Below are 11749 nucleotides of genomic sequence, written 5' to 3'. Positions count from 1 at the left end.
CGCCGCTGAGGTGTCCTGAGAGCCGGGTCCGGTCGGTCGTGAGGCCGCCGGGTCCGGCTTTTTCGTGCCGGGCTGTCACACATTCCCGCGCCGCTCCGTCAGTGAGGTGACAGCGCATCACCGCAGACGCAGGAGGCAGAGATCATGCAGGCACGGATGACCAACCCGGCGTACGTCCTTCCCGGTGCGATGAAGGGCATCGGCACCCTCTTCCAGGCGATCGGGGAGGGCGGGCTCCGGCAGGACGTGGCGGAGATCGTCGGGCTGCGGGCCAGTCAGATCAACGGCTGCGGGGCCTGCGTGCACGGGCACACCGACAACCTCCGCAAGGCCGGGGTGAGCGAGGAGCGCATCGCGGCCGTCGCCGCTTGGCGGCACGCGCCCTTCTTCTCGGACGCCGAGCGCGCCGCGCTGAAGCTGACGGAGGCGATGACGCGGCTCTCGGATCTTTCGGAGGAGTCGGTTCCGGACGCGCTGTGGGACGAGGTGGCCGACCACTTCGACGAGAAGGAGATCTCGGCGCTGATCCTCACCGTCGCGGTCACGAACCTGTTCAACCGCATCAACACGACGATCAAGGAGCCCGCGGGCACCACGTGGGGCTGACCGCTGTACGGCCGGGCCGGGCCCGTGACCTCTGTGCGGAGTGTCGCGTTAGGAACGCTTCCGCCTGATCCACAAAGATGTGCGCGGAATCATCCCATTTCGCGCTCGATCGCGCGTCGGCGTGGTGGAGAGGGGCCCCAGCATGAGCAGCGCATCGGTGTCCCCGCACGGCTTCCAGGCCGTGCGGGGGCGCGGTTACCGTCCCGAGCAGGTCGACGAGTACGCCGAGGCCCTGTCCGAGGACCGTGACGCGGCCTGGGAGAGGGCCGCGCGGCTGACGGTGCTCGCCCGGCAGATGGACGCGGAACTGGAGCGGCTGCGGGAGGCCGTCGCGGGGCTGGTCCCGCAGACCTACGAGTCGCTCGGGGAGCGGGCCCGGCGGCTCCTCGACCTCGCCCAGGAGGAGGCGGCGGCCGTGCGGGAGGGGGCGCGGCGGGAGGCGCGGCAGCTGGTGGACGGGGCGGGCGCGTCCGCGGCCGGCGTGCGCGAGTCCGCGCAGGCGCACGCCGAGGCCGTACGCGCCGACGCGGACGAACGCGCCCGGCAGCGGCTGCTCGCGGCGCGCGCCGAAGCCGACGAGATCCGGGCCGTGGCCGGCCGGGAGGCCGGGGAGCAGCGGGGCGAGGCGCTGGCCGCGTTGCGGGAGATGCGGCAGCGTACCTCCGGAATGCTGGCCGAGCAGGCCAAGGAACACGCCGAGCGGTGGGCTGAGCTGGACGAGGAGTATGCCGCCCGGGCGGCCGCGCTGGACACCCACCACGCGGAAGCGGTGACGCGCGCCGAGGGCGCGCTGACCGAGGCCGAGCAGGCCTTCGCCGACGCCGACGACTCCGCCCGGGACCAGCAGGAAGAGGCTGCCGCACGCGCCGCGGAGCTGCTCGCCGAGGCCCGCGGGCACGCGGAGTCCGTCGAACAGGAGACACAACGAGTGCTGCGTGAGCACGCCGAGCGCGCGGACGACGTACGGGCACACATCGACCGCGTACACACCAGCCTGACGGCGTGGGCGGGGAGGGCGACGGCGGAGTGAGGCGAGGCGCGCGGCGTGGCGGGGCAGGGCGGCGACCGGGTGACATCGGCCGCGGCGCTTTGGCGCGGCGCCGCCGTCCATCCACCGCCCCCATCGGCGCCGCCGCCACCACCGGCCGCCCAGCGGGCGTTGCCGACGCTGTCGCCTTCCGTCCGTTGACCGTCGCTTCTGCGTGACGTCGGCGGGCGTCGCCGACCGCTGGCCGTCGGATGGGTATTGGGGCCGCCGGGGAGCGTCGGCGGACCGGCGGGCGTTGCCGAGGCTGCTGCCTGCTGCCTGCTGCCTGCTGTCCGTTGGCCGTCGCTCCCGCGCGGTGCTGGCGGGCATCGCCGAACGGCGGCTGGCGGCTGGCGGCTGGCGGCTGGGGGTTAAGGCCGCCCTGGGCCGTCGGCCGGCCGGCGCGCGTTGCAGAGGCTGCCTCCTGCCTCCTGCCGTCCGCTGGCCGCCGCCGCTGCCGCGGGGCGCCGGCGGGGCGTCGCCGACCGCCGGCCGGTGGGAGCGTGTTGGCGCCGCCGCCTGCCGGCGGCGGACCAGCGCGCGTTTCCGACGCTGTCGTCGGCCGCCGTGCCACCCTGTCAGCGATTCCTGCGCACCGCGCCCGCCAGGATCCAGCCCTCCACCGCCTCGTACTCGTGGCGCTGTTCCTCCGACTTGCGGCGGCCGGAGGCCATCGTGCCCAGCCAGCCGCAGGCGAAGCCCAGGGGGATGGAGAGCAGGCCCGTGGTGGTGAACGGGAACCAGTTGAAGTCGGCGTCGGGGAAGGCGGAGACGGGTGAGCCGGAGACCAGGTTGGTGCCCGGCATCAGCAGCAGGACGGCCAGCGAGCCGCCGATGAGGGTGCTGAGCAGGCCCGTGCGGGTGTAGCGGCGCCAGAAGAGGCTGTAGACCAGCGCGGGCGCGATGGCCGAGGCGCCCAGGCAGAAGGACAGCGTCACCAGGGGTTGCAGGCTGCGATGCTGGACGAGCGTGGCCAGGAGGATCGCCGGGGCGCCCACGGCCAGCGCCGATACCCGGGCCACCGTCATCTCGCGGCGCGGTGACATTTCCCGTACCCGGGCCGCGAACACGTCGTGCGCGAGGGAGTTGGCGCAGGCGAGGATCATCCCGGCGACCGAGGCGAGCAGCGTGAGGAAGACCGCCGTGGTGACGGTCGTGAACAGGAACGTCTCCGCCGTCGAGACGTCCGGGCCGAACGCCGCCTGGGAGCCCAGCAGGTAGGCCGTGTTGCCCTGCGGGTCCACCTGCGCGATCACCGCCCGCCCGACCAGGGCCGTCGCGCCGAACCCGACGACCGTGATGACGAGCACGAACAGTGCCACGCCCGACACCGCCCAGGACATCGACCGCCGCACCTGCCGGGCACTGGAGGCGGTGTACATGCGCATGGTGACGTGCGGCAGTACGCCACCGCCGAGGACCACCGTGAGCTGCGCGGTGATCATGTCCAGGTCGGGGCTGGGGCCGCTCGCGAACTGGAGCCCCGAGGAGAGGAACGCCGATCCCACACCGCTGTTCGCTGCGGCCGCGTTGAACAGGGCCCCCGGGTCCCAGTCGAACCGGTGCAGGATCAGCACCGCGACCACCATGCCGGAGCCGAGCAGCATCACGATCTTCAGGATCTGGATGAGGGCGGTGCCCTTCATTCCGCCGATCGCCGCGTAACTGATCATCAGCGCGCCCACGCCGATGATGCAGCCCGTCTGCAACGACTCGCCGGAGAAGCCGAGGACGAACGCCATCAGCTGCCCGGTGCCCGCGAGCTGCACCACCATCAGCGGCACCAGCGCCGCCAGGGTCACCGCACAGGCCGTGATACGGACACCGCGTCCCGGCATACGGCGGGTCAGCGCGTCGCCCATGGTGAACCGGCCCGCGTTGCGCAGCGGTTCGGCCAGCAGGAACATCAGCAGCATCAGCGACAGCGCCGTACTGAGGGCCAGTACGGTCCCGTCGTAGCCGAACAGGGCGATCACGCCGCCGGTGCCGAGGACGGTCGCGGCGGAGATGTAGTCGCCGGCGATCGCCAGGCCGTTGCGCATGGGGGACAGCGAGCTGTAGCCGGTGTAGAACTCGTCGAGGTCGTCGCGGTCGGGGCCCGTCATCACGCACAGCAGCAGGGTGATCGTGGCCACCGCCGTGAAGCCCACGAGCGACATCGACTGGGCGTTGCCGCTGAACTCGGTGGTCACCGCGTTTCCTCCCGCCTGGCGTCCAGTTCGGCCTGCTTGCGTATCCGGTCCGCGAGGGGGTCGACGCGGCGGCGGGCCGTCTGCTCGTACAGGGCGATCGCCAGCCAGGTCACGGGGACCTGGACGAGCGCCAGCAGCAGGCCGGTGGGCAGGCCGTCGGTGACGGTGCTCGTCATGAACGATGGTGCGAACGCCGACAGGATCAGGAACAGGACGAAGTAGCCGAGCGCCGTGAGTGTGGCCACGCGCCGCTGCCAGCGGTAGGCGCTGCGCAGCACCCGCAGGTCGCTGTGGTGCCCGAGCGCGGCGTGGCGCTGGGGGCGCCGCCCGGCCGGTTCGGGTGGCCCGGGCGGCTGCTGCGGCTGCCAGGGATAGGTGTCGTAGGAGGGGGAGGAATCGGGCGGCCGGTACGGGTAGGACGGTGGCGGCGGGTCGTAGGACATCCCGGTGCTCCTTGCGCGGGTCGGATCCGGTGCGGCGGACCGCAGGGAGGTGGGGGGTGGGAGCCACGCACGTTACTTCGCGGTACCGGGTGGACGCGAGCCTTTGGGCAAACTGATTGGTCGGTACGCGCTTGCTGAGCTGACCTCGGGTGTTACCCGCATTGACCCCGTTTCCGGGCGTCCAGTCGTCCGAGGTGGCGTACGTAACGGACTCCGGGGCGGCCGGCCACGGTGGTGTCCTCGACGCGTGTGAAGGCGCTGCGGGCCAGGACGGTCATCGAGGCCGGGTTGTCCAGGGTCGTGACCGCGGTGAGGGAGGTCAGCCCGTAGTCGGTGGCGGCCAGGCGGCACACCTGAGCGACGGCCGCCGTCGCCACGCCCCGGCCCGCGGCCTGTTCGCCCACCCGGTAGCCGAGTTCGGCGCAGCCGTCCGTCACGTCGATCAGGTTCACCCGGCCCACCAGGTTCCCCTCCTCGTCCAGGACGACATGGAAGTGGCACACGCGCGCGTGCTGCTCCGCGAGGAGCGCCCGGTGGCGTTCGGCGAACCCCGCCGCCGTGAAGTAGGCGTCCCCGCGGTCCGGTATGGAACGGGCGAAGTACGCGCGGTTCTCCCGCTCGAAGGCCAGTAGCGCGTCCGCGTGGTCGGCCCGCAGGCGCTCCAACTTCACCATGGGGGCAGAGAATACGGGTCGCCCCACCGCGGTCGTAGGGGCGGCCGGGTTCGTCGGTCCAGGGGACTACACGCTGTACAACCCTGAGCCGATGTCGAATTCCGGGCCGCCGCCTACCGTCCATGGCATGGATATCAACAGAGCCCCCCGCCGGGCCGCTGCCGCCGCCGTGCTCGCCCTCGCCCTGTCGTTGCCGGTCGTCACCGCGAGTCCGGCGGCCACCGCGCCGTTGCTCGCCGGTGCCACGGCGACCGCATTAGGCGCGCCGCCGTCGCATGCCCGGGCCGAACTGCCCCGCCCCACCGGCCCACACACCGTCGGTCGCGACACGCTCCACCTCGTCGACACCGACCGCCCGGACCCCTGGGTGCCGTCCGCCGGCGCGCGCCAGTTGATGGTGTCGATGTACTACCCCGCCCGGCCCGGAACGGGCGGACCGCGGGCCCCCTACATGACCGCCGAGGAGGCCCGCATGCTGCTGGAGTCGAGGGCCCCGGACGCCACGGTCCCGCCCGAGACCCTCAGCGGTGTGCGCACCTGGGCGCGCTCCGGGGCCCGGCCGGTGCACGGACGGTTCCCGCTCGTCGTGCTCTCGCCCGGTTTCTCGCTGCCGCGTGCCACCCTCACCGGCCTCGCCGAGGACCTGACCAGCCGCGGATACGTGGTCGCGCTGGTCGATCACCCGTACGAGAACGCCGGCACGACCCTTCCCGACGGGCAGACCCTGCCCTGCACGCTGTGCGACGAGGTCACCGAGGACAGGCTCCCGGCCGTCGCCGAGAGCCGGGCCGAGGACGTCTCCTTCGTGCTCGACCGGCTGACCGGCCGCCACCCCGCCTGGCGGCACGCGCACGTGATCGACCTGAAGCGGATCGGCATGGCCGGGCACTCCCTCGGCGGCAACGCCGCCGCCACGACCATGGCCGCCGACGCGCGCGTGCGGGCGGGCGTGAACATGGACGGTTCCTTCTTCGCCCCCGTCCCGGACAGCGGCCTCGACGGCCGTCCCTTCCTGATGTTCGGGGCGCAGGGCAGTCCCCTCGCGGAGACGTGGGACCCGGCCTGGGCACATCTGGACGGCTGGAAGCGCTGGCTGACGGTCGCCGGAGCCGACCACGGCTCCTTCACCGACGTGCCCCTCCTCGGGGAACTGGTCGGCATTCCCGATACCGCTCCCCTCCCGTTCGAGCGTTCGGCGGCCCTCACGCGCGCGTACGTCGCCGCCTTCTTCGATCTGCAGCTGAAGGGGGTTCCCCAGCCGCTGTTCGACGGGCCGTCACCCTCGAATCCGGAAGTCTCCGTCCGGCTGCCCTGACCGTCGTGGTCTTCAGCCCTCGAGGACCGGAAACCTGCGCGGCGCCAGGACCAGCAGCACCAGGAACGCCAGCGCCGCCGCGCAGGACGCGCCCAGGTAGACCGCGTGCACGGCGTCGGCGATCGCCCGCCGGGTCGCCTCCGGGGCGGTGCCCGAGTTGAGGGCCCGGGTCACCGAGTCGAGGTCGCTCGCGCCGCCGAGCCGGGCGGCCAGCACGCCGTTGGCGACCGCGCCGAAGACCGCCGCGCCGATCGTCTGGCCGGTCTGGCGGCAGAACAGCACGGACGCGGTCGTCGTGCCGCGCTCCGCCCACCCCACCGTCGACTGCACCCCGACGATCAGCGGCAACTGGAACAGACCCAGGGCGGCCCCGAGCAGCAGCATCAGCAGGGTCGGCTGCCAGGCCTGCCCGGGGTACGGCAGGAACGGGAAGGCGAACAGGATCAGCGCGGCGGCTCCGATGCCCAGCATCGCCGTGTTGCGGAAACCGATCCTGCGGTACACGTGCTGGCTCAGCGCCGCCGATACGGGCCAGCTCAACGTCCATACGGACAGCACGAATCCGGCGGCCACGGGCGCGAGGCCCAGCACCGACTGGGCGTAGGTGGGCAGGAACACCGCCGGCGCCACCATCAGCAGGCCCAGCGCGCCCAGGGCCAGATTGACCGCGGCGATCGTACGCCGCCGCCACACCCAGCCCGGGATGATCGGCTCCGCCGCCCGGCGCTCCACCAGCACCACGACCGCGACCAGGGCGAGTCCCGCGGCGAACAGGGCGAGTGAGGGTGCCGACAGCCACGGCCACGCCACCCCGCCCTGCACCAGCGCCGTGAGCAGCACGCCGCCGCAGGCGAACACCGCGAGCGCGCCGGCCCAGTCCACGCGCGCGTGCGGGCCGGTCTCCCGCTCCGGCTCGTGGAGATGACGGACGATCAGCCACAACGCGACCGCGCCGACGGGCAGGTTGACCAGGAAGATCCAGCGCCAGTCCGCATAGGCGGCGAGCACCCCGCCGAGACCCGGGCCGGCGACCGCCGAGACCGCCCACACCGTGGACAGCTTCGACTGGATCTTGGGACGGTCTTTCAGCGGGTAGAGGTCGGCGGCGAGCGTCTGGACGGTGCCCTGAAGGGCACCGCCGCCCAGGCCCTGCACCACGCGGAACGCGATGAGCGCACCCATGTTCCAGGCCAGCGCGCACAGCAGCGAGCCGACGAGGAAGACCACCGAGCCCGCGACGAGGACCGGTTTGCGGCCGAAGGTGTCGGAGAGCTTGCCGTACACGGGCAGGGTGACGGTCACAGCCAGCAGATAGCCGGAGAACAGCCAGGAGAAGACGGAGAAACCGCCGAGGTCTCCGACGATCTGCGGGACGGCGGTCGAGACGATGGTGGCATCGAGCGCCGCCAGCGCCATCGAGAGCATCAGGGCGGCGACGACAGCGCCCCGCCGGTCTGTCGTGGCGGGACGTGCGGACTCGCGCGCCGCGGAACTGGTGCTGCCCACCCCGGGTTTCCTCCCCCTCGCCCTGGCCGCGCCTGCGCCACGGGTGCCTCGTTTTGCCTGCCCCTTGCACTTACCTGCCGCCGAACAGCTTCCCACTTGGCCCGCCCGTCACCCGACCTCCACCCCTCAACGACGCGCTTCGCGCGACCCTTGTCTGATTCAGGCTGCGGGAGGGTGGAGCCTGAACAGGCCGACGGGTGGAGCGAACCCTGAGACCGTCTCCACCCTTCGGTGGACTGCCCCTAGGGGTACCTCCGTACTACGACCTGGGGAGGGTTCGTACCGGCGGAGGACGAGACGCGCAGGGGCCGGTCCTTAACCTGGCTTTACGCCGCCGGGGGGCGGTTGCGCACACCGGCGGGGGTGGGGTTTTCCACAGGAAAAGACTGCGCTGAGCACCAGGGCGCGGGACCCCTCCCCGCCGCGAGACTGAAACGCGTCGGACGGACCCAGTGGTCCGGCAGCGCATACCGCGGCTGTCGACCAGGCGACCGCCTTCACCATCTGCTGACCGATATAGGAGACATACCGTGACTTCGGCTGTGACCATTCCCAGGCACGGGGGCACTGGAGGGCGTACGGCCGTTGCCGCGCGGGCGCGGCAGGTCGTGAAGGCCTACGGGACCGGTGAGACCCGCGTCGTCGCCCTCGACCACGTCGACGTGGACATCGCACGGGGCCAGTTCACCGCGATCATGGGCCCCTCGGGGTCCGGCAAATCCACGCTCATGCACTGCCTCGCCGGGCTCGACACCGTCACCGGCGGGCAGATCTACCTCGACGAGACCGAGATCACCGGCCTGAAGGACAAGAAGCTCACGCAGCTGCGCCGGGACCGGATCGGGTTCATCTTCCAGGCGTTCAACCTGCTGCCGACGCTCAACGCCATAGAGAACATCACGCTGCCCATGGACATCGCGGGCCGCAAGCCGGACAAGCAGTGGCTGACGCGCGTCGTGGAGACCGTCGGGCTCGCCGACCGTCTCAAGCACCGGCCCACCCAGCTCTCCGGTGGCCAGCAGCAGCGCGTCGCCGTGGCGCGGGCCCTCGCCGCCCAGCCCGAGATCATCTTCGGGGACGAGCCGACCGGAAACCTCGACTCGCGCGCCGGCGCCGAGGTGCTCGGCTTCCTGCGCCGGTCCGTGGACGAGCTGGGCCAGACCATCGTGATGGTCACCCACGACCCGGTCGCCGCCAGCTACGCGGACCGTGTGCTGTACCTCGCCGACGGCCGCATCGTCGACGAGATGTTCAAGCCGACCGCGGAGGCCGTCCTCGACCGCATGAAGGACTTCGACGCCCGGGGGCGCACGTCATGACCGTCATGAAGACCTCCATGCGCAACTTCTTCGCGCACAAGGGACGCATGGCGCTGTCGGCGATCGCCGTCCTGCTGTCGGTGGCCTTCGTCTGCGGCACGCTCGTCTTCACGGACACCATGTCCACGACGTTCGACAAGCTCTTCGCGGCCACCTCCTCGGACGTGACGGTGAGCGCCAAGGGCGCCTCCGACACCGGCGAGACCACCGCCGACAACGGCAAGCCGCCAGTCATGCCGGCCTCCGTACTGGGCGAGGTCCGCAAGGCCGACGGGGTCAAGTCCGCCGAGGGCGCGGTGTTCTCGACCTCGGTGACCGTCGTCGACGCCGACAAGGACAACCTGTCGCCCTCCAGCGGCGGCCCGACCATCGTCGGAAGCTGGAACAGCAACGAAGCCCGCACCATGAAGATCACCTCCGGTGCGGCACCCGGGAACTCCGGCCAGATCATGGTCGACGCCGACACCGCCGACAAGCACGACCTGAAGCTCGGTGACGAGATCGGCGTGCTCAGCGCGGTCGGCACCCACAAGACGAAGATCTCCGGCATCGCCGACTTCACCGTCACCAACCCCGGCGCCGCGATCTTCTACCTCGACACGAAGACCGCCCAGCAGACCCTGGTCGGCGAGACCGGCGTCTACACCAACGTCAACGTCACCGCGGCCTCCGGCGTCAGCGACGCGCAGCTGAAGAAGAACGTCACGGCCGCACTCGGCGGCGACTTCCAGGTGAAGACCGCGAAGGAGACCGCCGACGCCAACCAGAAGGACGTCGCGGGCTTCATGAACGTGATGAAGTACGCGATGCTCGGCTTCGCCGGGATCGCCTTCCTCGTCGGCATCTTCCTGATCATCAACACCTTCTCCATGCTGGTCGCGCAGCGCACCCGGGAGATCGGCCTGATGCGGGCGATCGGCTCCTCCCGCAAGCAGGTCAACCGCTCCGTGCTGGTCGAGGCGCTGCTGCTCGGCGTCGTCGGATCGGTGCTCGGCGTGGCCGGGGGCGTCGGCCTCGCGGTCGGCCTGATGAAGCTCATGGGCCAGATGGGCATGGAGCTGTCCACCGACGACCTGACGGTGGCCTGGACGACCCCGGTGGTCGGCCTCGTCCTCGGCGTGGTCGTCACCGTCCTGGCCGCCTACCTGCCCGCCCGGCGCGCCGGCAAGATCTCCCCGATGGCCGCACTGCGCGACGCGGGAGCCCCCGCGGACGCCAGGGCCGGCTGGATCCGCGGCGTCATCGGCACGGTCCTCACCGGCGCCGGCGTCTTCGGCCTCTACCTGGCGACGGAGGCCGACAAGGCCCAGGAGGGCTCGCTGTGGCTCGGCCTCGGCGTGGTGCTGTCGCTGATCGGCTTCGTCGTCATCGGCCCGCTGCTCGCCGGCGGTGTGGTCCGCGTCCTCGGCGCCGTCCTGCTGCGCATGTTCGGCCCCGTCGGCCGCATGGCCGAGCGCAACGCCCTGCGCAACCCGCGCCGCACCGGTGCGACGGGCGCCGCGCTGATGATCGGCCTCGCGCTGGTGGCGTGCCTGTCCGTGGTCGGCTCCTCCATGGTGGCGTCCGCCACCGACCAGCTCGACAAGACCGTCGGCACGGACTTCATCGTCCAGTCCGACAGCGGCCAGCTCATCACCCCGCAGGCGGTCAAGGCCGCGAAGGCGGCCCCGGACGTGGAGCGGGTCACCGAGTACAAGTGGACCAAGGCCGACTTCACCACCCCCGACGGCAAGACGCTCAAGGACACGGCGATCACGGCGGCCGACCCGTCGTACGCGACCGACCTGCGCACCGAGACGGTCGCCGGCAAGCTCCCCGACGCCTACAAGCCCGACTCGATGTCGGTGCACGAGAAGTTCGCCAAGGACCACGGCGTCAGCCTCGGCTCCAAGATCAAGGTCGCCTTCAAGGACGGCGCCACGGCCGACCTGACGGTCCGGGCGATCACCAGCAGTGACGTCGTGATCGACGCGGGCGCCATGTACACGTCCATCACCACGATGGCCAAGTACGTCCCCGCCGACAAGATGCCGCTGGACATGATGCTCTTCGCCAGCGCCAAGGACGGGCAGCAGGACGCCGCCTACAAGTCCCTGAAGTCGGCGCTGCACGACTACCCGCAGTACACCGTGCGCGACCAGACCGACTACAAGGAAGCCCTGAAGGACCAGATCGGCCAGCTGCTCAACATGATCTACGGCCTGCTGGCCCTGGCGATCATCGTCGCCATCCTGGGCGTGGTGAACACCCTGGCCCTGTCGGTGGTGGAGCGCACCCGGGAGATCGGCCTGATGCGGGCGATCGGCCTGTCCCGCCGCCAGCTGCGCCGCATGATCCGCATGGAGTCGGTCGTCATCGCCCTCTTCGGCGCCCTCCTGGGCCTCGGACTGGGCATGGGCTGGGGTGCCACCGCACAGCAGCTCCTCGCCCTGGAGGGCCTGGAGGTCCTGGAGATCCCCTGGCCGACGATCACCGGCGTGTTCATCGCCTCGGCGTTCGTGGGTCTGTTCGCGGCACTCATCCCGGCGTTCCGGGCGGGCCGGATGAACGTCCTGAACGCCATCGCGACCGAGTAGCGGGGCAAGGACCACCGCACACGGGGGTTGCGGAGGACGGACCCGCCCCGGAGGTTTCCACCTCCGGGGCGGGCCCTTTGCCCGGCCGGGT

General features: G+C 71.5%; 9 protein-coding genes. 5 read left to right on the top strand and 4 right to left on the bottom strand.

Going from position 1 to position 11749, the window contains the following annotated elements:
* Nucleotides 1-144 precede the first annotated feature (144 nt).
* Nucleotides 145-606 (top strand): carboxymuconolactone decarboxylase family protein, encoded by a 462-nt coding sequence (locus CP976_RS18195; RefSeq protein WP_150481333.1) that lies wholly within the window; start codon nt 145-147, stop codon nt 604-606.
* Between the two features lie 142 nt (nt 607-748).
* The gene (locus CP976_RS18190) at nt 749-1636 is read left to right on the top strand and encodes a cellulose-binding protein (RefSeq protein WP_150481332.1); all 888 of its coding nucleotides are present in this window, start codon (nt 749-751) and stop codon (nt 1634-1636) included.
* 575 nt (nt 1637-2211) lie between these two features.
* Here the strand turns inward: CP976_RS18190 and CP976_RS18185 are convergent.
* The 3 genes from CP976_RS18185 to CP976_RS18175 form a co-directional block, all read right to left on the bottom strand.
* Nucleotides 2212-3825: a sodium/solute symporter gene (locus CP976_RS18185; RefSeq protein WP_150481331.1), complete on the bottom strand. Its 1614-nt coding sequence runs from the start codon at nt 3823-3825 to the stop codon at nt 2212-2214.
* Nucleotides 3822-4268: a DUF485 domain-containing protein gene (locus CP976_RS18180; RefSeq protein ID WP_150481330.1), complete on the bottom strand. Its 447-nt coding sequence runs from the start codon at nt 4266-4268 to the stop codon at nt 3822-3824. The genes CP976_RS18185 and CP976_RS18180 overlap by 4 nt, the downstream gene beginning before the upstream one ends.
* Nucleotides 4269-4420: 152 nt before the next feature.
* Nucleotides 4421-4942, bottom strand: coding sequence for a GNAT family N-acetyltransferase (locus tag CP976_RS18175; protein WP_150481329.1), 522 nt, complete (start codon nt 4940-4942; stop codon nt 4421-4423).
* Between the two features lie 127 nt (nt 4943-5069).
* Between CP976_RS18175 and CP976_RS18170 the strand changes: the two genes are divergently transcribed.
* Nucleotides 5070-6257, top strand: coding sequence for an alpha/beta hydrolase family protein (locus tag CP976_RS18170; RefSeq protein WP_150481328.1), 1188 nt, complete (start codon nt 5070-5072; stop codon nt 6255-6257).
* 12 nt (nt 6258-6269) lie between these two features.
* Here CP976_RS18170 and CP976_RS18165 read toward each other — a convergent pair whose 3' ends face one another.
* Nucleotides 6270-7763: an MFS transporter gene (locus CP976_RS18165; RefSeq protein ID WP_150481327.1), complete on the bottom strand. Its 1494-nt coding sequence runs from the start codon at nt 7761-7763 to the stop codon at nt 6270-6272.
* Between the two features lie 530 nt (nt 7764-8293).
* On the opposite strand from CP976_RS18165, the gene CP976_RS18160 reads away from it, so the two are divergent.
* Both CP976_RS18160 and CP976_RS18155 read left to right on the top strand, forming a co-directional pair.
* Nucleotides 8294-9082 carry an ABC transporter ATP-binding protein gene (locus CP976_RS18160; RefSeq protein WP_086854879.1) on the top strand — a complete coding sequence of 263 codons (789 nt, stop codon included), beginning with the start codon at nt 8294-8296 and terminating at the stop codon, nt 9080-9082.
* Nucleotides 9079-11658, top strand: a complete 2580-nt coding sequence (locus CP976_RS18155; protein WP_150481326.1) for an ABC transporter permease — start codon at nt 9079-9081, stop codon at nt 11656-11658. The genes CP976_RS18160 and CP976_RS18155 overlap by 4 nt, the downstream gene beginning before the upstream one ends.
* The last annotated feature ends 91 nt before the right edge of the window (nt 11659-11749 follow it).

It is taken from the genome of Streptomyces coeruleorubidus (assembly GCF_008705135.1).
In the GTDB taxonomy this organism is placed as follows: Bacteria; Actinomycetota; Actinomycetes; order Streptomycetales; family Streptomycetaceae; genus Streptomyces; species Streptomyces coeruleofuscus.
The sequence above is the reverse complement of the archived record's forward strand: the minus strand, read 5'-3'. Positions and strand labels throughout refer to the sequence as shown.